Source organism: Xanthobacter agilis, from assembly GCF_021730435.1.
Taxonomy (GTDB): domain Bacteria; phylum Pseudomonadota; class Alphaproteobacteria; order Rhizobiales; family Xanthobacteraceae; genus Xanthobacter; species Xanthobacter agilis.
In genome coordinates, this window is the sequence record NZ_JABWGX010000030.1 from 1 (window position 1) to 25189 (window position 25189).

Sequence of the window (25189 nt, forward strand, 5' to 3'; positions counted from 1 at the left end):
GCAGGTGGCCGCCCCGACCCTCCTCAAACCTGAGTGGAATCAGCGCTCGGTTCGGTCACGTCCCGCAACAGCCGCCGGCATTCCCCCAGTTCATAAAGAGCCGCCTGCAGGCGGTGCACATCGTCCCGAGACAAGAGAGGCTGCACGCCGCCCTGCCCTACGCCGCCCTGCCCTGTCACGCGCGGCGCCTCGCCGCGAAGATGTGGCGGCAGATACGAGTCGATGGGTGCGGCGGATGCCGCCGGCTCCTCGAACACCCCCCGTTGTCCGTGCCATGGCGCAGCCGGCGCGGCTGGCGCCGGCGGCCTCGTTTCGCGCGGGCCGGCGGGCTGCTGCAAGCCTCGGCCCCAGGGGCCCGACCCCGCCGGCGGCAGGGTCACCGGCGTATCATCTTCCAGCGGGCCGGTCAGCGGCCCCACGCGACGGGGCGCCGGTTCCGAAGCCGGTGCGGCCGGAGATCGCTGGGGCGGCGCGACCGGACGCAGCGGGGCGGCGCTTTCCACCTGGGCTTGAACCTTGCGGGCGCTGGCGGGTTGAGAGGGCATAGCGGCCTCGCGATGGATGGAGGGGGGCAGGCGCATCGCGCTGCCAACACCGGGCGCGGCATTCAAAGACGCCATCCCCAGCCGGGCCGTCACCGGCGCGCTGACCTGGTATGACGTCACGCTCGGTTCGGGTTCCGGCTCCGGCGCGAAATCGTCGGGCTCCCGCTCAAAATCGTCGTTGTCGTCGTCATGCGGGCTCCAGGCATCGGGCCCCTCATCGTCCGGAACCTCTGGCTCATCGCGCGCGCTGCCCCGCCACGCGTCGTCGAGGGGGGGCTCGGCCTCGGCCTCGGATGTGGCATAGGCCGCCTCATCGTCATGCCAGAAGTCCTGCTGCGACGGGAAAACCTCCTCCGGGGGATCCACCGGGCGCAGGTGTTCGTGCCAGGCCGCGAGGTCCTGCTCCGCCGCCGCGGCGGCGCGCGCGAATTCAGGCCACGCCGTCGCGGAGCCCGCGCCACGGCCGTCCGCCGACGAACGCTCCTGCCGGGCGGCCACTGCGCGCTGCTCCTCCGCGAGGGGGGCACTTTCATGTGGCGGGGCGGAACGCTGACGCAGCTTCGGCGGTAGATATTCCTCGGGTGGCCCCGAATCCCGCGCCTTGAGCCGCCGAATCCGTTCTTCCAGCGGATCGGCAACAACGGCCGGGGGCGGTTCATGGTGCATGAACGGCAGCAGCGGATCGTCGAACGCCTCTGCCGGCGCCGTCGAGACGTGCGCGGCCGGCCCGCGTGTCGGGCGACGCTGCGGCAGCGGGCCGGGGCGGGACGCCCGTTCCGGCGCGAAGGAGGGCGCCGGAGCCGTCATGGAGGCAGCTCCAGGAGCGACAGACGACGCAACCAAGGGGTCGGCCATCGGCGGAGACGGAGCGGCGCGACGCTCCGCGTCCGGTGCGGGTCCGGCGCGCCGCGTCGGGGCCATCTCGGGCGGCTCATCGGGCGTGTAGGCGCGACGCTGTGGCGGTCGCTGCGTCAGACGCTCCTCGTGGGCGAGATTGGGTTCCCTGCGGGGCGCTGGCTCCACCGAGAACTCCCGCTCCTCATAGACGCGCTCCTCATAGACGCCATCATCATAATGGCGCTCGGAAAGGCTGTGGGCACGGGCCTGTATGCGCGGGGGTAGGGGCGCCACCGGCTCCCCGTGATCCTCCGCAAGATCCCGGTCGGCCTCCGCGTCGGGGAACGGAAGCGGCAGCTCGACATCGCGCGGCAGCGCGCCGGGCTCGGCCTCGTCCTGCCCCTTGGTGCGCCGACGCGGCAGCAGGCCGAGCAGGCCGCCGAAGATGACTCCATCCTGTGCGGTTGCGGGTCGCTCTGCGGGGACCGACCGCATCACCGCCACGTCGCGCTCGACGCCAATGTCCTGGACATGCCGAATCCCCTGCTCTTTCAGGATCTTCTGCACGCCTTTTATGGTGTAGCCTTCGCGATAGAGAAGCTGGCGGATGCCGCGCAGCAGGTCCACGTCCTCCGGACGATAGAACCGCCGCCCGCCGGCGCGCTTCACCGGCTTGATCTGCGGAAAGCGGGTTTCCCAGAAGCGCAGCACATGTTGCGGCAGGTTGAGGTCGTCAGCGACCTCGCTGATGGTCCGGAAGGCGTCCGGATCCTTTTCGGTCTCGCGCGCGTCGCCCACCTTGCGTCACCCTCTGCCTGCCCCGCCCGCTCAGCGGTTCCAGCCTCGACGAATCGAGGCCCGCCGCATGCGGAACGCGGGAATCATATCGGCATCGGCATAGCGCGAAAAGGTAAGGTGAAATGTAACCTTATCAATCCTCTTCCGTGCCATCCGGCGTGGTGCCGTTGATGCGGTGCTTGAGGATGCTCGATGGCTTGAACACCATCACTTTGCGCGGCTCGATCGGCACTTCCTGGCCGGTCTTCGGGTTGCGCCCGATGCGCTCGCCTTTCTCGCGCACGACGAAGGAGCCGAACGAGGAGAGCTTCACGGTTTCGCCCCGCGCCAGGCAATCCGCAATCTCCTTCAGCACCTGCTCCACCAGTGCGGCGGATTCGGTGCGCGAAAGCCCCACTTGCTGATAGACGGCCTCACATAGATCCGCCCGCGTCACAGTCCGACCAGCCATATGTTTCCCCGACCCCAAGGAGAGCCCGCCGCGGAAGCCAGGGGCGTTGCTCGGCGACTTCAGCCCTCAGACCCCATGGATATCAAACCGATAAGGCTTCACGATGATGACGGTGCAGCCGCGATCTCTTCGCGATGCATCAGCCTAGCGACCATAGAAAAACTAGCCGCCGCGCAGTGGCTTGGTCAACGCAATTCCCTCAGGTCCTTCGCATCGGCGCCAAAGAATGCATCACCAGCGCAGCAATGCCGACGCCCAAGTGAAGCCCCCTCCCATGGCTTCGAGCAAGACCAGTTGCCCGCGCTGCACGCGACCGTCCCGCCAAGCCACATCCAAAGCCAGGGGAATGGAGGCTGCGGAGGTATTACCATGAAGGTCGACCGTGGTCACCACCTTCTCGGGCGCGATGCCGAGCTTCTGTGCGCTGGCGTCGATGATCCGCCGGTTGGCCTGGTGCGGCACGAACCAGTCGATGCTGTCCGCGCTCTCGCCAGTGGCCGCGAAGGCATCGGTGATGACGTCGGTGATCATGCCCACCGCGTGCTTGAATACCTCGCGCCCTTCCATGCGCAGATGGCCGACGGTGCCGGTGGATGAGGGGCCGCCATCCACATACAGCTTGTTGCGATGGCGACCGTCAGAGCGCAGATGGGTGGTGAGCAGGCCGGCGCCGCGGGCGTCGTCCTGCTGCACGGCTTCCAGCACCATGGCGCCGGCGCCGTCGCCGAACAGAACGCAGGTGCCCCGGTCCTCCCAATCCAGAATGCGGGAGAAGGTCTCGGCGCCGATCACCAGCGCCCGTTCGAAAGCGCCGGACTTCAGAAGCGCATCGGCCGTGGCGAGGGCGAACACGAACCCCGAGCACACCGCCTGGACATCGAACGCGGCGCCACGGGTGATGCCAAGCTCCGCCTGCACCGTTACCGCCGTCGCCGGGAAAGTCTGATCGGGCGTTGCGGTCGCCAGCACGATGAGGTCAATGTCGCCCGGCGCGAAGCCCGCGTCGGTCAGGGCGCGCCGGGCCGCCACGAGCGCCAGATGGGAGGTGAGCTCCCCCTCGGCCGCGACGTGGCGCTGGCGAATGCCCGTGCGCTGCACAATCCATTCATCGGTCGTGTCAATCCGCTGCGACAATTCCGCATTGGTGACGACACGTTCCGGCAGATACGAGCCGATGCCCCGGGCGACAGACCTGATCCCGCTCACGATTGACCTTCCACCCCAGCAGGCTGCGGCGCAGGCGTAACGGATGCCGCATGGCCGACAAGACTTTTTTCGATGCGCGCGAGAAGCTCATAGCGCACCATGTCGTAAGCGACATCCACCGCGGAGGCGAAGCCTTCCGCATCGGTGCCGCCGTGGCTTTTGATGACGATGCCGTTGAGGCCGAGGAAGACGCCGCCGTTGGAACGGCGCGGGTCCATCTTCTCCTTCAAGGCCTGGAAGGCGTCCCGGGCGAACAGATAGCCGATGCGCGCGCGCAGCGACCGCCCCATGGCGGCACGCAGATAGGACGCAAGCTGCTTGGCGGTGCCTTCGGCGGTCTTCAGGGCGATGTTGCCGGCGAAGCCTTCCGTCACCACCACGTCCACGGTGCCGGCGCCGATGTCGTTGCCCTCGACGAAGCCGTGGTAGTTCACGCCCCAATTCTCTTCGCGCAGGATGCGCGCCGCTTCCTTCACCTCCTCGACGCCCTTGATCTCCTCGACCCCCACGTTGAGCAGGCCGACTGAGGGGCATTCGATGTCGAACAGCACCCGCGCCATGGCGGACCCCATCACCGCCATCTCCACGAGGCTTTTCGAGGTCGCTCCGATGGACGCACCCACGTCCAGCACCACGCTTTCGCCGCGCAGCGTGGGCCAGATGCCGGCGATGGCGGGTCGGCTGATGCCCGGCATGGTGCGCAGGTTGAAATTGGCCATGGCCATAAGCGCGCCGGTGTTGCCGGCGGACACGGCGGCGTCCGCCTCCTTGAGCTTCACGGCATCGATGGCACGCCACATGGAGGATTTGTAGCGACCGCGCCGGAGCGCCTGGCTCGGCTTGTCGTCCATGCCCACCACCACGTCGGTGTGGACAACGCGCGAGGCCGCCGCCAGCTTGGGATGATGCGCGAGCACGCCATTCACACGCGCCTCATCGCCATACAGGATGAAGCTCATGTCCGGGTGGCGACCGAGGGCGATCTCCGCACCGGAAAGAACCGTCTCTGGACCATGGTCTCCGCCCATGGCGTCGAGAGCGATGCGGACGGGTGCGGTCATTTAAAAAGCAAGTCCCATTGGTTTCATGCATGCCGGATGGCCAGCGTCGGGCCGGGCAACATCGCGCAGGGCGAACACCACGGCGCAGCCCGCTCTGAGTCTCGATACCTTCATACCGTCATACAGGGCGCATGACGACATGGGGAATGAGGTTCGCATGCCGCAACGCGCCGCCGTGCCCGGGCGGGCGGACAATAGCGGCTCACGGGCACATGGCAAGGGCACAGAGCGCCACCGCGCGGCACTGGCACGCGGCATCGGCGACCGGGTCTGGCGAGAAAGCGAGGAAAAGGCCGGGTTGGTAGGGGATGGCGATCCATTCGGTGGGCAGGAAACCTCAGGCATCGCCCTCGCCCTTGAGGCGCGACAGCGCGGAGAAGGGCGAAATGGCCGCCGCATCCTCCGCCGGCGGCTCGAACACGGCGCCGGGCTTGCGCGGATAAGGATCAATGCCGAGCGCCAGGAACTCACTGGCGAGAGCCCCGACATCTATGGCGCCATTGACGATCTCGTCTGGCGGATCATAGCTCTCGTCGTCTTCCGCCGGCGCCGGCAAGGCGGTGCCTTCGGGCACGAAATGCACGTCGACCGGCTCCCGGACGGGGGCCTCGAAGGGCTCCAGCGTGACGCCGCAGGTTTGCACCACCGCCGCATCGACGGTGCCCGTCACATGCAAGCCTGCCGCGCCCTCCGGCGCGATGTGGAGCGTCGCGACGAAGGCGGGCATCGCGAGCACGCCCATGTGCTTCGCCATGGCGGCGCGCACCGCCTCGGTCGGCTCAAGACGCAGGTCGAGCCCGTGTGGCGGGACCTCCGCAAGGCTCAGGACGTGGCGAAAGGGCAGGTCGATCGGAGCGGATTGGGTCATGATGTCAGCCTCGCATCACCTTCCGGCCGCGGCAGACTCAGCTCGCCGCGCGCCAGACTCTCTAACGGAGTCGCCGCCAATTCACGCACAGCGGCGCGGACATAGGCGGCGAGTGCGGAAACCGGCCGCGCGTCGGCGTCCGTTTCGAAAATATTGCGCGCCAGGGCGGCCGTGAGCAGACCATCATCCTGCGCCGCCAGCGCCGTGTCGTATGCGGCCGCGCGACCGTAGAAGGCGCCGCCGATCTTTTTCATCTTCTTTGGCACTGAAAGGTCGCCAATCCCCATTTCCCGCAAGGTGCGGTCCATGTCGGAGGCGAAGGTGTCGAACACCCCCTGGGACAGCGCGCGTTCGGCCTCGACACCATCCTTCAGGCGATGACAGACGAGAATCGTGTGCAGAAGCACCATTTCGAACCGGCCCTCCAGCGTGTCGGGCACGCCGAAGTCGGTGTAGAACGCCTCTCGCCGCGACTGTGCCACGATCGCGCCATACAGGCGCTCGATGGTCGCGCGGAATGCCGCGCGGGTCTTGGAGGGGCGAAACAGTTTGAACATCGCATCCTTGAAGGATCTGCTGGAATGCGCCAAACGGCGAACCGGCCTTGGGCCGAAGGGTCTGGCCAGCGGCGTAACGCGCCGTCGGCGGCGGCGCAAGAGTCCTGCGGCGCAAGATGCTTCCTGAGCAGGAGCTCCTGCGCAGACGAAGCGGTGCCCCGCCGGGGCTGGGGCTCGGCGCCGCGGTGTCGATCGGCCATTGGCCGAGGATGAGAAAGCATGGCGCGAGCGCCCGCGCTCGTGTGGTATGTCAATCGGGCGGCGGCGTCCGGCCATGGGCCGGGGGCGTCAACTTATGGGGATGCGTGTGGTGACACGGCACATCGGACACTCGCGGTGGGCGCCGCAAAAGCAGGACGCAGCGGCCCGCGACCGCCGCCGCGGAACAGCGCCGGCGGCGCTGGCCATGTTGTTGGCCGCAACATCCCTTGCCGGCTGCGCCAATGCGGTTGGTGGCTCCGGCACATCCGTGTCCGGCATCACGCGGATCTACCAGCGTGGCTATGTGTTGAGTGAAGGCGCGCTGGAACAGGTGCCCGTCGGCTCGAGCCAGGAACAGGTGCTGCTGGTGCTCGGCACCCCCTCCACGGTCGCCACCGTGAACGGGCAGGTCTTCTATTACATCTCCCAGACCGCCAAGAAGGTCGCCTTCCTGAAGCCGGAGATCACCGAGCAGAAGGTACTCGCCATCTATTTCGACAAGAACAACCGGGTAACCCGCATCGCCCAGTACGGGATGAAGGACGGCAAGGTGTTCGACTTCGTGTCGCAGACCACGCCCACCAGCGGCGAAGACCTGAGCCTGGTGCAGCAGCTTATCGGTCTCGTCAGCTTCTGATCCGGCGGCCCCCGAGCGGGAAAGGGCGAAAGCGCCCTTCCCGCTCGGGCTTCGGGGCGCCTCAGATCGCGGCGCGGGCGATGGCGAGAAAGTCCGCAGCCTTCAGGCTCGCGCCCCCCACCAGGGCGCCATCCACATCGGGGACAGCCAGAAGAATCGCGGCATTGTCGGGCTTCACCGACCCGCCGTAGAGAATGCGGATGCCCTGCGCCTCGGCCGCGAATCGCTCGGTGAGAACCGCGCGGATGGCGTGGTGCACTTGCGCCACATCCTCAGGGGTGGGGGTGCGACCGGTGCCGATGGCCCAGATGGGCTCATAGGCGACCACCAGATTCTGAGCCGTCGCCCCTTCCGGAATCGACTGGCGGATCTGCCGCGCGACCACGGCGGCGGCATCGCCCGCATCGCGCTCGGCGAGGGTCTCGCCGACGCAGACGACCGGCAGCAGGCCCGCGCGCCATGCGGCCTTCGTCTTGGCATTCACCACGGCATCGCCCTCGCCATGGTCGCCGCGCCGCTCGGAATGACCGACGATCACCGCCACCGCCCCCGCGTCCTTCAACATGTCCGGGGAGATGTCGCCGGTATGGGCGCCCGAGGCGTTGAAATGGCAATCCTGGCCACCCAGCATGATCGGGCTGCCCGCCACATCGGCGGCAAATCCCGCAAGCAGGGTTGCCGGCGGGCACACCAGGAGATCCACCTTGGATTGCAGGGTCGGGTCAAGACCTGCCACGATTCCCCGCAGCTCGCTCTTGGCCGCGCGCAGGCCGTTCATCTTCCAATTGCCGGCGATGAGAATGCGGCGGGCTGGGGACATGGGCATCTCCAAAAGGTGTCGTTGCGATCCTTGTTATGGGGATGTCACCTAGCAGAGCCCGCAAAAGCCCGCAAACGGGCGCAATTGCGTGGTGAACCGCCGTTGCGGGGTCCCCTGCCGCTCCCTATGATGCGCCGCCTCAGCGCCGGCCCGCGCCGCGCCTAGCGAACGAATGGACGATGGTACTTCAGACTCTCCGCAAGGGTGCTTCCGGCTGGATCGCCAAGATCTTCCTTCTCCTGTTGACCGCCAGCTTCGTGGTGTGGGGCATCGCCGACGTGTTTCGCGGCTTTGGCGCGACCACGGTGGCGACCGTGGGCGACACGGATATCTCCGCGGCCGAATACCGCAACCAGTTCCTGGAGCAGATCCAGCGCATCGGTCGCAGCACCGGCAAGGGCCTCACCACCGAGCAGGCCCGCGCTTTCGGTCTCGACCGGCAGATCCTCAACCAGATGATCGCCGATGCCACCTTGGATGAGGAGGCGCGGCGCCTGGGTCTTGCGGTGGGGGACGCGCAGATCGCCGCCGCCATCGCCAGCAATCCCAATTATCGCCGGCCCGGCGCCGACAGCTTCGATGCCGCTTATTTCGACCAGTTGTTGCGCGCCAACGGCCTGACCGAGCAGCGCTTCGTCGCCAGCGAAAAGAAGCGCGCCCTGCGCGGGCAGGTGATCGACGCCCTCGGCGCCGGGATCGTCGCGCCGAAAACCTTGCTCGACGCCCTGCATCGCTATGACGGCGAATTGCGCAACGTGTCCTACCTCCTGGTGACAGCGGGGGCGGCCGGCGCCCTCCCCGCCCCCACGGACGCGCAGCTCACGGCCTATTTCGACGCGCACAAAGTGGCCTTCCGCGCTCCCGAATATCGCAAGATCTCGGTGCTGGCGCTGACGCCCCAGGCGCTTGCCGCCGGCATCACGGTCACCGACGCGGACGCGCGCGCCGCCTATGACCGCGACCTGTCCCGCTTCGGCACGCCGGAGCGCCGCGAGGTACAGCAGATCGTCTTTTCCAAGCCGGAGGAGGCGGCTGAAGCGGCCGCGAAGATCAAGGCCGGCAGCGCGTTCGCCGACATTGCCGCGGCCCGCGGCCTGACGCCGAAGGACACCGACCTGGGTCTGGTCGCCAAGGCCGGGATCATCGACCCGAAGATCGCCGAGGCCGCCTTCGGCTTGGCGGACGGGGCCACGAGCGAGCCGGTCCAGGGTCGATTCGGCACCGCTTTGGTGCATGTGGCGAAGATCGAGCCCGGCACCACACGCCCCTTCGACGACGTGAAGGCCGATCTGGTGCAGGAACTGGTGTTGGCCAAGGCCCGCCGCGAGCTGCTCGACAAGCATGACGCGGTGGAAGACCAGCGGGCTTCCGGCGCCACCCTGGCCGAAACCGCGGAGAAGCTTGGCCTCAAGATCCAGGTGTTCGACGCCGTTGATCGTTCGGGCCATGACGCCGTGGACAAGACGGTGGATGTACCTGGTGGGCAGGAGGTGATCTCCGGGGCGTTCGCGGCGGCGCCGGGCGTGGAGACCGACACCGTCCAGCTTCCGCAGAACGGCGGCTTCATCTGGTACGAGACCAACGCTGTCACCCCCTCACGCGATCGCACGTTCGAGGAGGCCAAGGCGGCCGTCGCCGCCCGCTGGACCGAGGAGGAAACCGCCAAGGCGGTGGATGAAAAGGCCAAGGCCCTGCTCGCCAAGGCAGAAGCCGGCACCCCCCTGGCCCAGGTGGCGGGCGAGGCGGAGCTTCCCCTCCAGGTCGCCGATGCCCTGCGGCGCGGGCGGGCGGAGGGCAACTTCTCCCCCGAGAGCCTCCAGGCCGTGTTCGATGCCAAGGACGGCGGCTTCGGCCTTGCTCCCGCCGCCAAGGAACCGGGCCGCATCGTGTTCCAGGTCACCAAGGTGATCGTACCGCCGCCGACCGACGCCGATGCGCGCGTGGCCGAGGACCTGTCCCGCCAGCTCGAAAACGACTTCCTGGTGCAGTATCTCAGCGCCCTGCAGAAGCAGATCGGCGTGAAGATCAACCAGCACGTCTACGCCCAGTCGGTGGGCGCACCGACCAAATGAGCCGGAGGGAGAAATGAACGCACCTTCGGACTTCGAGCTGTTCGCGCGCCGCTATCTCAAGGGCGAGGCGCAGGTGGTCTCCACCACTTTGGTGGCCGATCTCGAAACCCCCGTCTCGGCCTTCCTGAAGCTGGCCGGCGACCTGCCCAACGCCTTCCTGCTCGAATCGGTGGAAGGCGGGCAGGCGCGCGGGCGCTATTCCATGATCGGCCTCAAGCCCGACCTGCTGTTCCGGGTCGAGGCGGGCAAGGCCGAGATCAACCGCGCGCCGGGCATCGACGCCGGAGCTTTCTCCCCCTGCTCCGAGCCGCCGCTCGCGGCGATTCGCAGCCTCCTTGCCGAATCCGCCATCGACCTGCCCGAAGGCGCGCCGCCCATGGCGGCCGGCGTCTTCGGCTACCTGGGCTATGACATGGTGCGGCAGATGGAGCGCCTGCCGGCGGCCAAGCCCAATGTCATCGGCGTGCCGGATGCCCTGCTGATCCGGCCGACACTCATGGTGGTGTTCGATTCGGTGAAGGACGAGCTGACGGCGGTCACCCCCGTGCGCCCGAAGCCCGGCGTGACGCCGCAGGCCGCCTATGAGTCGGCGCTCGAGCGTCTTGACGGGGTGGTGGCGGCGCTGGACAGCGCGGTGGTCCATCCGGACCCGGAGCCGTTCCACGAGGCTGTGGAAGCGCACTCCAATACCGATCCGGCCGAATATCGCGCCATGGTCGAGAAGGCCAAGGAATATATCGGCGCCGGCGACATCTTCCAGGTGGTGCTGTCGCAGCGATTCGAAAGCGCCTTCACCCTGCCGCCCTTCGCGCTGTATCGCGCGTTGCGGCGGGTCAATCCCGCGCCGTTTCTCGTCTATTTCAATTTCTCCGGCTTCTCGGTGGTCTGTTCAAGCCCGGAAATCCTGGTGCGTCTAAGCGGGGGCCAGGTCACCATCCGCCCCATCGCCGGCACGCGCCGGCGTGGTGCCACGCCGGCGGAGGACGAAGCCCTCGCCGCGGAACTGCTCGCCGACCCCAAGGAGCGGTCCGAGCATCTGATGCTGCTCGACCTCGGCCGCAACGACGTGGGGCGGGTGGCGAAGGTGGGCACCGTCACCGTCACCGACAGCTTCTTCATCGAGCGCTACAGCCAGGTGATGCACATCGTTTCCAACGTGGAAGGCGAGATCGATCCGCGCCGCGATGCCCTCGATGCGCTGGCCGCGGGCTTCCCGGCGGGCACCGTGTCGGGCGCTCCGAAGGTACGGGCCATGCAGATCATCGACGAGCTGGAGAAGGATGCCCGCGGCATCTATGCCGGCGCCATCGGCTATTTCAGCGCCAATGGCGACATGGACACCTGCATCGTCCTGCGCACCGCCGTGGTCAAGGACGGCCGCATGTATGTGCAGGCGGGCGCCGGCATCGTCTACGACTCGGTGCCCGAGAGCGAGCAGCAGGAATGCGTGAACAAGGCCAAGGCCCTGTTTCGCGCCGGGGAAGAAGCCGTGCGCTTCGCCGCCAACGCTCGCAAGGGGCAGTGAGACCGGCCCGAGCCCCTTCTCCGCCCGGACAGTGGAAAGGGAGGGGCCGGGCGCCTCAACCTTTGCACGAAGAATTGGAAATTAACTTTAATATCAAAGTGATGCTGGAATTTCCTCGCGCATCACTGGAGCGGATGCGTGGACTTAGCCTGCCGGCATATGGGCCGAGAGGTCGGTAATTGTGGGCGTCTCCCCCGTCAGCGGGTTGTCGGGATCCCAGGCGTAGGTCAGCGTTTCGAAGCGCATGTCGGCGGCGTCGATCATCAAGAGGCGACCCACCAGCCCCTCGCCGAAACCGACGATGGCGCGAATCGCCTCCAGCGCCGCGATCGACCCGGCGAGGCCCGCGACCGCCCCCAGCACGCCGGCTTCCGCGCAGGCGGGCACCAGGCCGGGCGGCGGCGGCTCCGGAAACAGGCAGCGATAGGTGGGATTCGGCACGCCATCGGGGCGACGCTCATGGGCCCGGATGGTGGTGATGGTGGCATCGAAGGTGCCGAGCGCCGCCGTCACCAATGGCTTGCGCGCCAGGACGCAGGCGTCCGAGATCAGATATCGCGTGGCGAAATTGTCGGAGCCGTCCACGACCACATCTACCGTTTCGATGAGACCCAGCGTGTTGCGGGCATCCAGACGCACCGGAATGGCGTCCACGCTCACATGAGGGTTCAGGGCGGAGATAGCGTCGCGCGCGCTGTCCGTCTTTGCACGGCCGATATCGTCGGTGCGGTGAATCACCTGCCGCTGGAGATTGGAGAGCGAAACCGTGTCGTCATCCACCACCACCAGGTGGCCGACGCCCGCGGCGGCCAGATATAGCAGCGCCGGGGCGCCGAGGCCGCCCGCGCCCACCACGAGCACGGTTGCCCCCTTCAATCTCTGCTGACCGGGACCGCCCACGTCGCGCAGAACGATATGGCGGGCGTAGCGCTCGATTTCTTCAGCAGAGAAGACCATGGGACGACCCGACGCCCCCGCCCGTCAGGAGGCCGGCGCGGAGAGTTTGGCGATGAGGGGCAGAAGGGTGGTGTTGACCGTCTCCTGGGTCAGCGGCCCGACGAATTTGTGGACGATCATGCCGTCGCGATCGAGCACGAAGGTTTCCGGCACACCATACACGCCCCAGTCGATAGCGGCGCGCCCCTTGGGATCGACACCGACGGCGGCATAGGGCAATCCGTTCTGCCCCAGGAAGCGGCGGGCATTGTCCGGCGCATCCTTATAGTTCAGGCCGACCAGGCGCACGCGGGGATCCTGCGCGATCCGCATCAAAAGCGGATGCTCCTCCCGGCAGGGCGCGCACCAGGAGGCCCACACGTTCACCAGGGTCGGCTTGCCCTTCAACTGCGCCACGTCGAAGCCGGGGACCGGCTCGCTGCCGCGATTGAGGCCGGGCAAGGGCTCCAGCACCACTTGCGGCGCCGGGCGCCCCACCAGGGCCGACGGAATGCGCGAGGGATCGCCGCCGGTTTCCAGACGCGAGAAGAACAGCGCCGCGAGGGCCAGGAACAGCACCAGGGGCAGCGCCACCAGCCAGAGCCGCCGGCGCGGCTTCGCGATCTGCGGATCGGCGGCGGGCGGCGGGGACGTCGGCTCGGTCATTTCGGCTCCACCAGCGGATCACTTCGGGACGCGCCGGCAGCGCCGTCCCTGGCCGTTCCTTGGGATGCGGCGGGGCGGGCGCGACGGCGCAGGCCCCGAGCGTCCAGTTCGGCCAAGGCCCGTTGCTCATGACGATAGGACATGAGGGCCCACCCCGTCAGCAAGCCGAGCCCGAGGAGGGAGACGCCATAGGCGGCGGCGATGAAGAACAGATGGTCCATGGGCGCGCTCCTAGGCCATGGCCTCGGCGGCCGCACGTGCTTCCAGCGCCTGAACGCGGCGCCGCAGGATCTCAGTGCGCATGCCAATCATGTGAAGCGTCATGAACATCAAGGTGAAACCCACGGCACAGGTCAGGAGCGGCCACAGCAGGCTCGAATCGATGGTGGAACCGCCCATGCGGAACACCGACGCCGGCTGGTGCAGGGTGTTCCACCAGTCCACCGAGAATTTTACGATGGGCACATTGATGAAGCCCACCAGGGTGAGCACGGCGGCGGCGCGACCGGCGCGATTCGAATCGTCGATGGCCGCGCGCAGCGCCATCAGGCCGAGATAGAGCAGCAGCAGCACCAGCATCGAGGTGAGCCGCGCATCCCACACCCAATAAGTGCCCCACATGGGCCGCCCCCACAGCGAACCGGTGATGAGGCACAGGGCCGTGAAGGTGGCGCCGATCGGCGCGGCCGCCTTATGCGCCACGTCCGCCAGCGGGTGGCGCCATACCAGGATGCCGATGGAGGACAGCGCCATCAGGCTGTAGCCAAACATGCCGAGCCAAGCGAACGGCACATGGATGTACATGATCTTGACGGTCTCGCCCTGCTGGTAGTCGGGCGGCGCGCGGAAGGCGAGCCAGAATCCCACGGCCAGCACCAGCACCGTCGCCGCCGCCAGAACAGGCAGCAGGCGGGCCGAGAGGCTCAAGAAGCGAACCGGATTGGCGAGGTCGAGAAGCGACATGTGACATGTTCTAGAGCGCGCGTGCGGCGGAGGGAAGGTGCACGCCGTTGCCTCACGGTCGCAGGCGCGCCGCCGGCGACCGGACGCTGACTCCCCTCTTGACCTGCGCTATATCTCACTGAATATAGCGTTGAAGGTGCTGATCCGATCATATCAGGGAGTGACGGCGACATGCCACGCCAGGAGATCGTCGGGCAGGACCTCGTGAGCTGCGAAATGGCCGTGGACGGCAGCCGTTTCCGCATGGGGTTCGCCCAGCCGGATGGCTCCATCTGCGACCTCGACCTGCCGAGCGCATGTCTTCAATCCTTGGTGATGACACTGCCGCGCATGATGGCCGCGCTACTGCGCGCCCGCCATGGGGATGAAAGCCTGCGGTTCGTCTATCCGACCGCGCAGGTGCGGATCGAGCAGGCGGCCGAGCCCGGCAAGCTGATCTTGACGCTGACGACGGCCGACGGGTTCGAGATGGCGTTCTCCCTGAACGACGCCTTGTTCAAGGCCTTCGAAATTGCCCGCCACCGGCTCGAGCGCGAGGCGCCGAACGCGCCATCCTCCGCCGTGTCGCCGCTCAATTAGCTGTTTCAAGCCTTCAGCGGCGCGCCGCCGCTTCCCCGAACTCCGTGGTGGGAGTACTCGACGCGACAGACACCGGGCGCAGGCGACTGTGCCCGGTGTCGACACAACGCGCAGAGCCTCCCATCACGCGTGCGCGGGCTCACGAATATCGGCTTTCGCAGGTGATGGCTCATGACGCTGCTGGGCGTGCCGCAGCAGCGCGGCCGCCAGGGGCGCCGGCGGATCGCGATCCGAAATCGCCAGGCAGACGAGGGATCGCCACTCGGGCTCAATCAGCGCGAGAGCCGCGATGCCCCCCGGCAGATCGATGGTTTCGATAAAGCTGTGGGGCACGATGGTGGCCCAGCCACCCGTACGCACCTGCGACCATGCCGCGGGAAAATCCCCGACCTCCACCCGTGGCTGTGACGCTACATCCAGGCTGGCCCATATGCGGTCGATGATGCGCCGGCTTTCAGTGTCACGCGTCAGCAGACAGAGCGGATATTCGGCGGCGTCCGCCCAGGAGACGACGCCCATGGCGCCACGCAGGGACGCGGGGTGGCTGGTGAGCAGGACATATCGTTCCTCATAGAGGTCCGCGGTCCGCACTCGGGCGAGAGGATCAAGGGCGGTGATGGTCACGGCGGCATCCAGCTCGCGTTCGTCCAGGCGGCGCTGAACCTCCCCGGCGGCGAGCGGCAGCACCTGGACCCGCACATCCGGATAACGCCCACAGAAGCTGTTCACCAATGAGGACAGCACCGGCATGGCGGCGGCCACGGCCCCCAGGCGCAGCACACCGCACAGGCCGGCGGAGGTCCCCGACAATTCCTGAAGCAGGCCGTCATAGTCCGCCACCATGCGCCGGGCCCAGGTGAGCACGCGCTCGCCGTCCTCGGTCAGTCCCAGGAAGCGGTGCGAGCGGATGACCAGGGGCAGGCCCAGCTCGTCCTCCAGCCGACGGATGCCCGCCGACAGGGTGGGCTGGGAGACGTGGCACGTCCCCGCCGCGCGCCCGAAGTGCCCCTCGCGCGCGACCGCGACGAGATATTGCAATTGCCGGACGAACATGAACGCCATTCCCCGTTGCGTGTCATCATAACGTTATATCGCAACGGGAATAGCGACAAGGCGTGTCCGCATTTGTTAGAGTGAAGGCCAGCACCGCCACCGGTGGCGGTGCTCCGGCCGGGAAAGCATGATGGCCTCGCTGAGCGTGAGAATTGACCTGAAACCGGGCAGCCGCATCGGACCGGGGAAGATCGAGCTTCTGGAGAAGATCGCGGCCTTCGGCTCCATCTCCGCCGCCGGACGCGCCATGAACATGTCCTACCGGCGGGCCTGGGAACTGGTGGAGGAGCTGAACAAGTTGTTCCCCTCCCCGCTCGTGTCCGCCCGCACCGGGGGCAAGCACGGCGGCGGTACCGCCTTGACCCCGCTCGGCCTCGCGGTGGTGACGCGCTATCGCGCCATCGAGCAGGCGGCCACCGAAGCCGCGCGTCAGCATTTGTCCGCGCTTCAGGCCGAGTTGGCTGCGGCACCGCTCGCCGTGGAGGAGGTGGAGCCCCGCCCCTGATGGCGGGCGCGGCTCAGCCCCGCGCCGCCCGCAATGCCGCGGCCGCGGCCACCGGCCCCAGGACCACGGAGAACAAGGCGAGCCCCAGCAGCACCCGGAACGGCGTGTCGAACGGCACCGGCCCGGTCACCGCCGAAGTCGTGGCGGCCACGGCGAAGATCAGGACGGGAATCGTGAGGGGAATCACGAGCACCGCGATCAACAGCCCGCCGCGCCTGAACGCACCGGCGAACGCCGCGCCCACGAGCCCTAGGAAAGTGACCGCCGGCGTGCCCACCAGCAGGGTCAGCACCACGGCGGCGATGGCCGCCGGCTCCAGGTTCAACATCAGCGCGAGCACCGGAGCCGCGACCACCAGGGGTAGGCCGGTGGCGATCCAGTGGGCGAGACCCTTGGCGGCGGCGGTCAGCTCCAAGGGCATGGCCGACAAGGTGAGAGCATCCAGGGAGCCATCTTCCGCATCGGCGGCGAACAGGCGTTCCAGGCCGATGAGGCTGGCCAGAAGCGCCCCGATCCACAAAATGGCGGGGCCGATGCGCGCGAGCAGCACCAGATCCGGCCCCACGGCAAACGGCAGCACCGTGACCACCGACAGGAAGAACACCACACCCAGCCCCGCGCCCCCGCCGGAGCCCATGGAGAGCGCGAGATCGCGCCGCACCACGGCGAAGAAGGCGCCCATCATGAGTCGAACTCCTCGGTGCGCAGGGGAATCGCTCGCCCCGACAAATTCAATTCATCCGCTTCGCCGAGATCGAGCGGCGCATGGGTGGCGGCGACAAGAATGCCACCGGCCGCCAGGTGCGCGCGTCCGAATGCCGCAAATTGCGCCTGCGCCTTCACATCGAGGGCCGTGGTCGGCTCGTCGAGGATCCAGATGGGCCGCTGCGACACCAGGAGCCGGGCGATGGCGAGCCGCCGCTTCTGCCCCGCCGAAAGCACCGATGCGCGAAGCCGCCCCAGCCCGCCGAGCCCGACCTCGTCCAATGCTTCTTCCACGTCGCTGCCCGTGGGTCCGAGCACCTGCCGCCAGAAATCAAGGTTCGCGGCCACCGTGAGAGCCCCCTTCACCGCATCGTCGTGGCCTAAATAATGCAGATGCTCCCGCAATCCGCCCTCCTCCGGGCCACCGGACAGGCGCACGTTTCCCGCGCTTGGCGCGAGCAACCCAGCCAGGAGGCGCAGCAGCGACGATTTGCCGGCCCCGTTCGGTCCCGTCACCACCAGCGCGCGGCCGGCTCGGGCGGTGAGGTCCAGGTCTCGAAAAAGCGGCTTGAAACCGCGCCGGCAGCTCAGTTTGTCGCCGGTGAGGGCAGCGATGGAAAAGCCCGTCATGACCCCTGCTTTGGATGCATTGCGCATTCCCTCTTCTTAGCGCATGACCGCGCTTTGAAATGGCTCTATAAAGCCGCCAAACCGCACCTTTCGAGGTGGTGGGGTGCCGCTCCGACCACCTTTGATTATTGGCGTTGATCGTCATTACAACGGAGAGAACGCGCCGTGACATCCCTCGACAGCTTCAAGTGCCGCACCACCCTCAAGGTGGACGACCACGAATACGTCTATTACAGCCTTGAAGCCGCGGAGAAGAATGGGCTCGAGGGGATTTCCCGCCTGCCCTTCTCCATGAAGGTGCTCCTGGAGAACCTGCTGCGCTTCGAAGATGGCCGCTCGGTCACCAAGGACGACATCCTTTCGGTCGCCGACTGGATCAACAACAAGGGCAAGGCGGAAAAAGAGATCGCCTACCGCCCCGCCCGCGTGCTGATGCAGGACTTCACCGGCGTGCCCGCCGTGGTGGACCTTGCCGCCATGCGCGACGCCATGGTGGCCCTCGGTGGCGACCCCGCCAAGATCAACCCGCTGGTGCCTGTCGACCTCGTCATCGACCACTCGGTGATCGTCAATTTCTTCGGCTCGAACAAAGCCCTGGGGAAGAATGTCGAGGAAGAATACAAGCAGAATCAGGAACGTTACCGCTTCCTGAAGTGGGGTCAGAGCGCGTTCGACAACTTCCGCGTGGTCCCGCCCGGAACCGGCATCTGCCACCAGGTGAATCTCGAGTACCTCGCCCAGACGGTCTGGACCCGCGAGGAGAAGATCGACGGTAAAAAGGTGGTTGTTGCATACCCAGACACACTGGTGGGCACCGACTCGCACACCACCATGGTGAACGGCCTCGGCGTGCTCGGCTGGGGTGTGGGTGGCATCGAGGCCGAGGCGGCCATGCTCGGCCAGCCCATCTCCATGCTCATTCCCGAGGTGATCGGCTTCAAGCTCGACGGCAAGCTGAAGGAAGGCATCACCGCCACCGACCTCGTGCTCACCGTCACCCAGATGCTCCGCAAGAAGGGCGTGGTGGGCAAGTTCGTGGAATTCTACGGCCCCGGCCTGGACCACCTCTCCCTCGCCGACCGCGCCACCATCGCCAACATGGCGCCTGAATACGGCGCCACCTGCGGCTTCTTCCCGGTCGACAGCGAGACCATCGACTATCTGGACGAGACCGGCCGCAAGGACAGCCGCGTCAAGCTGGTGGAGAAGTTCTCCAAGGCCCAGGGCATGTGGCGCAAGAAGGACACTCCCGATCCGGTGTTCACCGACACCGTGGAGCTCGACCTCGACAGCGTTCTGCCCTCGCTCGCCGGCCCGAAGCGGCCGCAGGACCGGGTGCTGCTCTCTGATTCCAAGGCCGGCTTCATCGCCGCTCTGGAAGGCGAGTTCAAGAAGCCCGGCGAGGTTGCCAAGCGCGTTCCGGTGACCGGCGCGGACTATACGGTGGGTCATGGCGACGTGGTGATCGCCGCCATCACCTCCTGCACCAACACCTCCAACCCCTCGGTGCTGATCGCCGCCGGCCTGCTGGCCAAGGCGGCGGTGAAGAAGGGCCTGAAGTCCAAGCCGTGGGTGAAGACCTCGCTCGCGCCCGGATCGCAGGTGGTCGAGGGCTATCTGAAGGCGTCCGGCCTGCAGGAAGATCTCGACGCCCTGGGCTTCAACCTTGTGGGCTTCGGCTGCACCACCTGCATCGGCAATTCCGGCCCGCTGCCGGAAGCCATCTCCGAGGCGATCAACAAGAATGACCTGGTCGCGGGCGCCGTCATCTCCGGCAACCGCAATTTCGAAGGCCGCGTGAACCCGGACGTGAAGGCGAACTACCTCGCCTCCCCGCCCCTGGTGGTGGCCTATGCGATCGCCGGCTCGCTCCAGGTGGACCTGACCACCGAGCCGCTCGGCACCGACAAGGATGGCAAGCCGGTCTACCTCAAGGACATCTGGCCCTCCAACAAGGAAATCGCCGCGTACATCCGCGAGAACATCACCAAGAAGATGTTCAAGGAAAAGTATTCGGACGTGTTCAAGGGTGATGAGCACTGGCAGAAGATCCAGGCGCCGGAAGGCCAGACCTATGCCTGGCAGGATGCCTCGACCTATGTGCAGAATCCGCCTTACTTCGTGGGCATGCAGAAGACCCCGGAGCCGGTGAAGGACATCATCGACGCCCGCGTGCTCGGCCTGTTCCTCGACTCCATCACCACCGACCACATCTCGCCGGCCGGCTCCATCAAGCAGGCCTCTCCGGCGGGCAAGTACCTGATCGACCATCAGGTGCGCCCAGTGGACTTCAACCAGTACGGCACCCGTCGCGGCAACCATGAAATCATGATGCGGGGCACCTTCGCCAACATCCGCATCAAGAACCAGATGGTTCCCGGCGTGGAAGGTGGCGTGACCGTCCATTATCCGGACGGCGAGCAGCTCGCCATCTACGACGCGGCCATGACGTACAAGGCCGAGGGCGTGCCGCTGGTGGTGTTCGCCGGCAAGGAATATGGCACCGGCTCGTCGCGCGACTGGGCGGCCAAGGGCACCAAGCTGCTCGGCGTGCGTGCCGTCGTCGCCCAGTCCTTCGAGCGCATCCATCGCTCGAACCTGGTCGGCATGGGCATCGTGCCGCTGGTGTTCAAGGACGGCGAAAGCTGGCAGACGCTCGGCATCAAGGGCGACGAGATCGTCACCCTGAAGGGCATCGAGGGCGACCTGAAGCCCCGCCAGACCCTGACCGCCGAAATCAAGTTCGCCGACGGCTCGGTCAAGAACGTCGACCTCATCTGCCGGATCGATACGCTGGACGAGCTCGATTACTTCCGCAACGGCGGCATCCTGCCTTACGTGCTGCGCTCGCTCGCGGCCTGATCGCCTGAAGCGACATCAAACGGCCGGCCCGGAGCAATCCGGACCGGCCTTTTTCATGCCTGTCGCAATGCGCGACGGACTTTGTGCCCGGACGAAGGGCGTGACACCCCTTTGTGACTGGTGGAGGCGGGCCGCGTCCGCTATCCCCAATGCGGCTTCCTTTCAGCATCGATCATTGCGAAGATGATGTTCACGCGCACAGCTCTCGCCTTCGCCATATCCCTTGTTGCCGTTCCGGCCGTGGCGCAGAGCCAGCCCAAGGCGGTGGTCGAGCTGTTCACGAGCCAGGGATGCGCGTCCTGTCCCCCGGCTGATGCTTTATTTGCCGAGCTGGCCAAGGATCCGCGGCTGATCGTTCTGACCATGCCGGTGGACTATTGGGACTATATCGGCTGGAAAGACACGCTGGCGCTGCACGGCCATTCCGTGCGCCAGAAGGCCTATGCGGAGAAGCGCGCCGATCACAAGATCTACACGCCGCAGGCGGTGGTGGATGGCGTGCACGCGGTCAAGGGCAGCGACCGGGCGGCGCTTCAGCGCGCGATCATAAGCGACCCGAGCAACGGCCGGGCCTTGAGCGTCCCCATCAAGGCGCGGCGGAACGGGGATGTGATGGAAATCGAGATTCCCGAGTCCGCGGCCCCTCCGGAAGGCGCCGAGCTATGGGCTTGCCCGGTGGCCAGCTCCAAGTCGGTGACCATCGATCGCGGGGAGAACGGCGGCCGTGATGTCACGTATTCCAATGTCGTGCGGGGGTGGATGCCGCTCGGCACATGGGACGGCGCAAAACAGCGCCTGAAGATCAAGCTGAGCGATATCCAGCGGGACGAGGTGGACCAAATCGCCATCCTCCTGCAAGCCGGCACCTCCTCGGCGCCCGGCCCCATTCTCGGCGCGACGCTCCTCGCCCTTCAATAGCTGACGACGGGCGCGCGACGCCTGCGCGCACCTCAAAAAAGAAGCCGCCCGTAAGGGCGGCTCAACTTGGGGGTCTGAAGTTGTTGCGTAGCAGTGGCCGGTTCGGATTCGCCCCGGTGGGGCTGGGGGGCTGGGATAACCGGGGCGCCTCACGAACCGGCCCTGCTACGAGAAACACTTTCGTCCCTCCGAACGGCGGGCAATGGGCCGAAATCCGGCGACACTGTGATTCTCCTAACGTTGGCGTGATGGGCACGGCGGCATCAAAAAAGGCCGACCTCAGTGCGCCGCCGGCTACGGACCCTCTTGAAAGGGCGCGCCCCCCCGACGATCATGGAGCGTCGGCAATGTTGTGCGCCGCGCCAGCCAATGGGAAGGAGAGGCAATGGGAGACGTGGAGCCCATAAGCTTGGCCCGTGCGGCGGGCTCACCCCCGGGCCTGACGGCACGGGTGACTTTCGATCGCAGGGAACTCGACCGGATTCTCGATCTCTATGGGCGGATGGTGGCGTGTGGCGAATGGCGCGACTATGCCATCGACTTCACCCGCGACAAGGCCGTCTTCTCCATCTTCCGTCGGGCCTTGGATGTCCCGCTTTATCGGATCGAGAAAGACCCGCGTCTCGCCCGTCGGCAGGGGGCCTATGCGGTCGTTTCTCAGACCGGGCTCATCCTGAAGCGGGGACATGACCTGCCCCGCGTTTTGGCGGTGTTGGAAAAACCCCTGCGCGAGGTTTGAACCGCCGCCTTGCGCGCGTCCCGAATCCGCCGGTTGGGCGAGGCCCATGAAGGCGGAGCGAATGCTCTTGCGGGGACGGCTCATCCTGAAATGAAAACGCGCGCCGCAGCCTCCCCACCCCGAGGAGGCTAATGGCACGCGCGTTCATGAAAACTACGCTCTTGAGCCCGCTCCAAGGTCAAGCACGACGGGCACGGTGCAGGCCGAAGCCGCTCCCGAGACCTTCGGCCACCTCAGAAGAGGGCCGCCTTCAGGATGGACGATTGCTCTTGCGGCGCAGCCGCACCACCACATCCACCCGTGCCACTTCGTAGCCTTCCGGAGGTTCGGGCAAAAGGTTCACCACCACGTCGCTGGCCGGAATGTCCACCAGATCGTTCTGACCTTCGAGATAGAAATGATGGTGGTCGGATGAATTGGTGTCGAAATAGGTCTTCGACCCATCCACGGCCACCTCGCGCAGCAGGCTGGCTTCGGTGAACTGGTGCAGCGTGTTGTAGACGGTGGCGAGAGACACCGGGAAGCGCGCTTTGATGGCTTCCTCGTGCAAGATTTCCGCCGTCACATGGCGGTCGCCCTTGGCGAACAGCAACCAGCCGAGGGCGAGACGCTGACGAGTCGGGCGCAGCCCCACCTCGCGCAGCATCTCCCGCACGTCATGGAACGGACAGCCGGTGCGGCGCGCGACCGTGATGTCGCGGAGCTGGGCCACCGGAAGCAAGGGTTCATCACGACCTTCGGTGCTCTGGGCAACGGGAATACCGAAGGTGGATCGGGATCGGGGCATCTCGTTCATTTCGGTCCGCAATCGTTATGGCTATCACCAAAATATGCCAGCGGAGGGGAAACGCAATGCGAATGCCTCCGAAGACGACTAGCAACTTATACCCCATGTTGCGCTGCGGAGCCATACGGGAAGGGTGAGTAGGAATAACTCCAAGGTACGAATGTGCCGTCATGGTCACAGACGCGGCATTGGGGCGCCGGAGCATGGACAGGGCGGCATGGCAGGTCTATCGCCATCGCCACGCGCCTCGGCGAGGGCGTATGCGACAAAACAGCGACAGAGGCCCGCGCGTGGCAACCCGACCCCTCCCTTCCCCGGCCTCTCCCGTGGCGGCGGCCATCCTGGTCACGGCGGGCTCCGCATTCGCCGTGGCGGCGGCGTGGTTTTTTCAACTGGTGGTGGGGCTGGCGCCCTGCCCGCTGTGCCTGGACCAGAGGATTCCTTATTATATCGGCCTTCCCCTGGGTCTCGTGGCGATCGCGGTGCTGGCTGCCGGTCATTCACGCACGGGGCGTGTGCTGCTCGCGGTGCTAGCATTGCTGATGCTCGGCAATCTGGGGCTGGCAGTCTTCCATGCGGGTGTGGAATGGCGCTTCTGGTCCGGCCCGACCTCCTGCACGGGAGCCCCGACCATGGTGACGGGAGACATCCTTTCAGCGCTGAAGGGGGCGAACGTGCCACGCTGCGACGAGGCCGCGTGGCGGCTCCTCGGCCTATCCATGGCGGGATGGAACGCCATCATCGCGGCGGCATTGGCCCTGGTGGCCGGCCGTGCAGCGGCAACAGGTCGCACGCTCTGAGGCATCAGGACCGCACGGCTGTCACCGCGCGGGCTGTCAAACCCACGTCGCGAATCGCTTACGGGTCCAGTTCGGTATCCCAATAGAGATAATCGAGCCAGCTTTCATGCAGATAGTTCGGGGGGAAGTGTCTGCCGTTCTGGTGCAGGTCCTGGACGGAAGGCTGAAACGGCATCTGTGCCGGCCACATATCCAGGTCACCCGGCATATAGCCGCCCTTGCGCAGATTGCAGGGGGAGCAGGCGGTGACGACGTTTTCCCAGGTGGTCTGTCCGCCCCGGGAGCGCGGAATGAGGTGGTCGAAAGTCAGGTCGTCGCGCGAGCCGCAGTATTGGCAGGAGAAGCGGTCGCGCAGGAAGACATTGAAGCGCGTGAAGGCCGGTTGTCGGGTCGGTTTGACGAATGTTCTTAGGGAAACGACGCTCGGCAACCTGATTTCAAATCCCGGACTTCGGACCGCCTTGTCGTAATATTCGACAATATTGACCCGATCCAGGAAGACCGCCTTTATGGCGTCCTGCCATGACCAGACCGACAGAGGGTAGTAGCTCAATGGGCGGTAGTCCGCATTGAGCACGAGCGCCGGCCAGGCACCTGGTGACAAAGCAGTGGTCAAAGACCGAACTCCTCGTCCTTTCCCATCGAATCGAGCCAGTCGATCACGATGCGCGGCGATACTCTATATTCACCATGTCAGTGTTGTGAAGGCCGGGCGTGTCGCACCCCTGCTTCAGCGGGCGCCGTGGCTTCGGCCACCAAGGCTCTGCGCCAGGAACGAGCCGGCGATGGCAAGCTCCGCGTCATCGATGCCGTGGCCGAGGCCGGGGCTAAGATGCCATTCCACCGGAACGCCGGCGGCCGCCAGCGCCTTGGCTGAACCGAACAGGGCCTGGGCGGGAATGACCTCATCATCCTCGCCGTGCAGCAGCAGCACCGGCGGCGGATTGGAAACCGGAGCCGGATGGGGCGCGGAAGCATCCACCCACATGCCGGAAAAGGCCACCACGGCAGCCGGCCGCAGATCTTCCGCGAGCCCCACCTTCAGCGCCATCATGGCACCCTGGCTGAAGCCCACGAGAGCAAGGCGCTCTGGCGGCAGAGCGAGCTTGGCCAGTTCCACGTCCAGGAAGGCGCGCAGCAGCGGCGCGGCCGCCTGCGCGCCGCGCGGCAATTCGTGCGGGTCACGGAAGGTGAGCGGAAACCACTGCCGCCCCACCGGCGCCTGTCCGCACGGCTCGGGGGCATGGGGCGAGACGAAGGCGGCATGGGGCAGAAGGTCCGCCCAGGCGTTGCCCAGGTCAATCAGGTCCCGTCCGTCGGCGCCATAGCCATGGAGCAGAACCACCAGGCTGTCGGCGGCACCCCCGGCTTTTGGACGCAAGCGCGGCCCGTCGAGAAGGGGCGCGTCCAGAGAAACGCCGTCGAGCGGAAATGACATGGTGCAATGCCCCCCAGTCCGGCCGTATCG

At 66.5% G+C, this 25189-nt stretch carries 25 protein-coding genes and 1 pseudogene; 9 read left to right on the forward strand and 17 right to left on the reverse strand.

Features of this window, described 5'->3' with window-relative positions; translation table 11 throughout:
* Positions 1 to 1921: 1921 nt before the first annotated feature.
* The 6 genes and pseudogenes from HUW53_RS18265 to HUW53_RS18290 all read right to left on the reverse strand — a co-directional run.
* Positions 1922 to 2180 (reverse strand): annotated as a pseudogene (locus tag HUW53_RS18265) (MerR family transcriptional regulator); the annotation flags it as partial.
* A gap of 133 nt (positions 2181 to 2313) precedes the next feature.
* Positions 2314 to 2631, reverse strand: a complete 318-nt coding sequence (locus HUW53_RS18270) for an integration host factor subunit alpha (RefSeq protein ID WP_237347189.1) — start codon at positions 2629 to 2631, stop codon at positions 2314 to 2316.
* A gap of 231 nt (positions 2632 to 2862) precedes the next feature.
* Positions 2863 to 3837: a beta-ketoacyl-ACP synthase III gene (locus HUW53_RS18275; RefSeq protein WP_237347190.1), complete on the reverse strand. Its 975-nt coding sequence runs from the start codon at positions 3835 to 3837 to the stop codon at positions 2863 to 2865.
* On the reverse strand, positions 3834 to 4898 hold the full coding sequence (gene plsX / locus HUW53_RS18280; RefSeq protein WP_237347191.1) for a phosphate acyltransferase PlsX: 1065 nt from the start codon (positions 4896 to 4898) through the stop codon (positions 3834 to 3836). Before plsX ends, HUW53_RS18275 begins: the two co-directional genes overlap by 4 nt.
* A 337-nt stretch (positions 4899 to 5235) precedes the next feature.
* Positions 5236 to 5766 carry a YceD family protein gene (locus tag HUW53_RS18285; protein WP_237347192.1) on the reverse strand — a complete coding sequence of 177 codons (531 nt, stop codon included), beginning with the start codon at positions 5764 to 5766 and terminating at the stop codon, positions 5236 to 5238.
* Positions 5763 to 6323: a ubiquinol-cytochrome C chaperone family protein gene (locus HUW53_RS18290; protein ID WP_237347193.1), complete on the reverse strand. Its 561-nt coding sequence runs from the start codon at positions 6321 to 6323 to the stop codon at positions 5763 to 5765. Before HUW53_RS18290 ends, HUW53_RS18285 begins: the two co-directional genes overlap by 4 nt.
* A gap of 406 nt (positions 6324 to 6729) precedes the next feature.
* On the opposite strand from HUW53_RS18290, the gene HUW53_RS18295 reads away from it, so the two are divergent.
* Positions 6730 to 7161: an outer membrane protein assembly factor BamE gene (locus HUW53_RS18295; protein WP_237347194.1), complete on the forward strand. Its 432-nt coding sequence runs from the start codon at positions 6730 to 6732 to the stop codon at positions 7159 to 7161.
* A 61-nt stretch (positions 7162 to 7222) separates the two neighbouring features.
* Here HUW53_RS18295 and tpiA read toward each other — a convergent pair whose 3' ends face one another.
* Positions 7223 to 7981, reverse strand: coding sequence for a triose-phosphate isomerase (tpiA, locus tag HUW53_RS18300; protein WP_237347195.1), 759 nt, complete (start codon positions 7979 to 7981; stop codon positions 7223 to 7225).
* Positions 7982 to 8160: 179 nt separating this feature from the next.
* Between tpiA and HUW53_RS18305 the strand changes: the two genes are divergently transcribed.
* Together HUW53_RS18305 and trpE are read left to right on the forward strand one after the other, a co-directional pair.
* Positions 8161 to 10053: a peptidylprolyl isomerase gene (locus HUW53_RS18305; RefSeq protein ID WP_237347196.1), complete on the forward strand. Its 1893-nt coding sequence runs from the start codon at positions 8161 to 8163 to the stop codon at positions 10051 to 10053.
* Between the two features lie 13 nt (positions 10054 to 10066).
* Positions 10067 to 11578: an anthranilate synthase component I gene (gene trpE, locus HUW53_RS18310; RefSeq protein ID WP_237347197.1), complete on the forward strand. Its 1512-nt coding sequence runs from the start codon at positions 10067 to 10069 to the stop codon at positions 11576 to 11578.
* Positions 11579 to 11722: 144 nt separating this feature from the next.
* On the opposite strand, the gene HUW53_RS18315 is transcribed toward trpE, so the two are convergent.
* Genes HUW53_RS18315 through HUW53_RS18330 form a run of 4 tightly spaced genes read right to left on the reverse strand, consistent with a single transcriptional unit; the run spans position 11723 to position 14143 of the window.
* On the reverse strand, positions 11723 to 12535 hold the full coding sequence (locus HUW53_RS18315; RefSeq protein WP_237347198.1) for a HesA/MoeB/ThiF family protein: 813 nt from the start codon (positions 12533 to 12535) through the stop codon (positions 11723 to 11725).
* 24 nt (positions 12536 to 12559) lie between these two features.
* Positions 12560 to 13180 (reverse strand): DsbE family thiol:disulfide interchange protein, encoded by a 621-nt coding sequence (locus tag HUW53_RS18320; RefSeq protein ID WP_237347199.1) that lies wholly within the window; start codon positions 13178 to 13180, stop codon positions 12560 to 12562.
* Positions 13177 to 13401, reverse strand: a complete 225-nt coding sequence (gene ccmD, locus HUW53_RS18325) for a heme exporter protein CcmD (RefSeq protein WP_237347200.1) — start codon at positions 13399 to 13401, stop codon at positions 13177 to 13179. Before ccmD ends, HUW53_RS18320 begins: the two co-directional genes overlap by 4 nt.
* 10 nt (positions 13402 to 13411) lie before the next feature.
* Positions 13412 to 14143, reverse strand: coding sequence for a heme ABC transporter permease (locus HUW53_RS18330; RefSeq protein ID WP_237347201.1), 732 nt, complete (start codon positions 14141 to 14143; stop codon positions 13412 to 13414).
* A 171-nt stretch (positions 14144 to 14314) separates the two neighbouring features.
* Between HUW53_RS18330 and HUW53_RS18335 the strand changes: the two genes are divergently transcribed.
* Positions 14315 to 14722: a hypothetical protein gene (locus tag HUW53_RS18335; RefSeq protein WP_237347202.1), complete on the forward strand. Its 408-nt coding sequence runs from the start codon at positions 14315 to 14317 to the stop codon at positions 14720 to 14722.
* Positions 14723 to 14845: 123 nt separating this feature from the next.
* Here HUW53_RS18335 and HUW53_RS18340 read toward each other — a convergent pair whose 3' ends face one another.
* Positions 14846 to 15775 (reverse strand): LysR family transcriptional regulator, encoded by a 930-nt coding sequence (locus tag HUW53_RS18340; RefSeq protein ID WP_237347203.1) that lies wholly within the window; start codon positions 15773 to 15775, stop codon positions 14846 to 14848.
* A 130-nt stretch (positions 15776 to 15905) separates the two neighbouring features.
* Here HUW53_RS18340 and HUW53_RS18345 point away from each other — a divergent pair, with 130 nt between their 5' ends.
* Positions 15906 to 16280 (forward strand): winged helix-turn-helix domain-containing protein, encoded by a 375-nt coding sequence (locus tag HUW53_RS18345; RefSeq protein WP_237347238.1) that lies wholly within the window; start codon positions 15906 to 15908, stop codon positions 16278 to 16280.
* 13 nt (positions 16281 to 16293) lie between these two features.
* Here HUW53_RS18345 and ccmB read toward each other — a convergent pair whose 3' ends face one another.
* Both ccmB and ccmA read right to left on the reverse strand, forming a co-directional pair.
* Entirely contained in the window at positions 16294 to 16962 is a 669-nt protein-coding gene (gene ccmB / locus HUW53_RS18350) for a heme exporter protein CcmB (protein ID WP_237347239.1), read from the reverse strand.
* A complete protein-coding gene (gene ccmA / locus HUW53_RS18355; protein WP_237347204.1) occupies positions 16962 to 17615 on the reverse strand; it encodes a heme ABC exporter ATP-binding protein CcmA in 654 nt (217 codons plus the stop codon). The genes ccmB and ccmA overlap by 1 nt, the downstream gene beginning before the upstream one ends.
* 165 nt (positions 17616 to 17780) lie before the next feature.
* On the opposite strand from ccmA, the gene acnA reads away from it, so the two are divergent.
* From acnA to HUW53_RS18370, 3 genes are all read left to right on the forward strand, one after another.
* Positions 17781 to 20477, forward strand: a complete 2697-nt coding sequence (acnA, locus tag HUW53_RS18360) for an aconitate hydratase AcnA (RefSeq protein WP_237347205.1) — start codon at positions 17781 to 17783, stop codon at positions 20475 to 20477.
* Between the two features lie 183 nt (positions 20478 to 20660).
* Positions 20661 to 21395, forward strand: a complete 735-nt coding sequence (locus tag HUW53_RS18365; RefSeq protein ID WP_237347206.1) for a DUF1223 domain-containing protein — start codon at positions 20661 to 20663, stop codon at positions 21393 to 21395.
* Positions 21396 to 21780: 385 nt separating this feature from the next.
* The gene (locus HUW53_RS18370; protein WP_237347207.1) at positions 21781 to 22134 is read left to right on the forward strand and encodes a DUF2794 domain-containing protein; all 354 of its coding nucleotides are present in this window, start codon (positions 21781 to 21783) and stop codon (positions 22132 to 22134) included.
* A 250-nt stretch (positions 22135 to 22384) separates the two neighbouring features.
* Here HUW53_RS18370 and irrA read toward each other — a convergent pair whose 3' ends face one another.
* Entirely contained in the window at positions 22385 to 22930 is a 546-nt protein-coding gene (gene irrA, locus HUW53_RS18375; protein WP_370877775.1) for an iron response transcriptional regulator IrrA, read from the reverse strand.
* 317 nt (positions 22931 to 23247) lie between these two features.
* Between irrA and HUW53_RS18380 the strand changes: the two genes are divergently transcribed.
* On the forward strand, positions 23248 to 23721 hold the full coding sequence (locus HUW53_RS18380; protein WP_237347208.1) for a disulfide bond formation protein B: 474 nt from the start codon (positions 23248 to 23250) through the stop codon (positions 23719 to 23721).
* A 58-nt stretch (positions 23722 to 23779) separates the two neighbouring features.
* Here the strand turns inward: HUW53_RS18380 and HUW53_RS18385 are convergent, their stop codons facing one another.
* Both HUW53_RS18385 and HUW53_RS18390 read right to left on the reverse strand, forming a co-directional pair.
* Positions 23780 to 24337: an HNH endonuclease gene (locus HUW53_RS18385; protein WP_237347209.1), complete on the reverse strand. Its 558-nt coding sequence runs from the start codon at positions 24335 to 24337 to the stop codon at positions 23780 to 23782.
* Positions 24338 to 24451: 114 nt separating this feature from the next.
* Positions 24452 to 25159: an alpha/beta hydrolase gene (locus tag HUW53_RS18390; RefSeq protein ID WP_237347210.1), complete on the reverse strand. Its 708-nt coding sequence runs from the start codon at positions 25157 to 25159 to the stop codon at positions 24452 to 24454.
* Between the last annotated feature and the right edge of the window lie 30 nt (positions 25160 to 25189).

Bases quoted from the DNA above. Each gene is read 5' to 3' on its own strand.
- HUW53_RS18270 (WP_237347189.1), bottom strand. From the start codon at position 2,631: ATGGCTGGTCGGACTGTGACGCGGGCGGATCTATGTGAGGCCGTCTAT.
- plsX (WP_237347191.1), bottom strand. From the start codon at position 4,898: ATGACCGCACCCGTCCGCATCGCTCTCGACGCCATGGGCGGAGACCAT.
- HUW53_RS18285 (WP_237347192.1), bottom strand. From the start codon at position 5,766: ATGACCCAATCCGCTCCGATCGACCTGCCCTTTCGCCACGTCCTGAGC.
- HUW53_RS18290 (WP_237347193.1), bottom strand. From the start codon at position 6,323: ATGTTCAAACTGTTTCGCCCCTCCAAGACCCGCGCGGCATTCCGCGCG.
- HUW53_RS18295 (WP_237347194.1), top strand. From the start codon at position 6,730: ATGTTGTTGGCCGCAACATCCCTTGCCGGCTGCGCCAATGCGGTTGGT.
- tpiA (WP_237347195.1), bottom strand. From the start codon at position 7,981: ATGTCCCCAGCCCGCCGCATTCTCATCGCCGGCAATTGGAAGATGAAC.
- HUW53_RS18305 (WP_237347196.1), top strand. From the start codon at position 8,161: ATGGTACTTCAGACTCTCCGCAAGGGTGCTTCCGGCTGGATCGCCAAG.
- trpE (WP_237347197.1), top strand. From the start codon at position 10,067: ATGAACGCACCTTCGGACTTCGAGCTGTTCGCGCGCCGCTATCTCAAG.
- HUW53_RS18315 (WP_237347198.1), bottom strand. From the start codon at position 12,535: ATGGTCTTCTCTGCTGAAGAAATCGAGCGCTACGCCCGCCATATCGTT.
- HUW53_RS18320 (WP_237347199.1), bottom strand. From the start codon at position 13,180: ATGACCGAGCCGACGTCCCCGCCGCCCGCCGCCGATCCGCAGATCGCG.
- ccmD (WP_237347200.1), bottom strand. From the start codon at position 13,401: ATGGACCATCTGTTCTTCATCGCCGCCGCCTATGGCGTCTCCCTCCTC.
- HUW53_RS18330 (WP_237347201.1), bottom strand. From the start codon at position 14,143: ATGTCGCTTCTCGACCTCGCCAATCCGGTTCGCTTCTTGAGCCTCTCG.
- HUW53_RS18335 (WP_237347202.1), top strand. From the start codon at position 14,315: ATGCCACGCCAGGAGATCGTCGGGCAGGACCTCGTGAGCTGCGAAATG.
- HUW53_RS18340 (WP_237347203.1), bottom strand. From the start codon at position 15,775: ATGTTCGTCCGGCAATTGCAATATCTCGTCGCGGTCGCGCGCGAGGGG.
- HUW53_RS18345 (WP_237347238.1), top strand. From the start codon at position 15,906: ATGGCCTCGCTGAGCGTGAGAATTGACCTGAAACCGGGCAGCCGCATC.
- ccmB (WP_237347239.1), bottom strand. From the start codon at position 16,962: ATGGGCGCCTTCTTCGCCGTGGTGCGGCGCGATCTCGCGCTCTCCATG.
- ccmA (WP_237347204.1), bottom strand. From the start codon at position 17,615: ATGACGGGCTTTTCCATCGCTGCCCTCACCGGCGACAAACTGAGCTGC.
- HUW53_RS18365 (WP_237347206.1), top strand. From the start codon at position 20,661: ATGATGTTCACGCGCACAGCTCTCGCCTTCGCCATATCCCTTGTTGCC.
- HUW53_RS18370 (WP_237347207.1), top strand. From the start codon at position 21,781: ATGGGAGACGTGGAGCCCATAAGCTTGGCCCGTGCGGCGGGCTCACCC.
- irrA (WP_370877775.1), bottom strand. From the start codon at position 22,930: ATGAACGAGATGCCCCGATCCCGATCCACCTTCGGTATTCCCGTTGCC.
- HUW53_RS18390 (WP_237347210.1), bottom strand. From the start codon at position 25,159: ATGTCATTTCCGCTCGACGGCGTTTCTCTGGACGCGCCCCTTCTCGAC.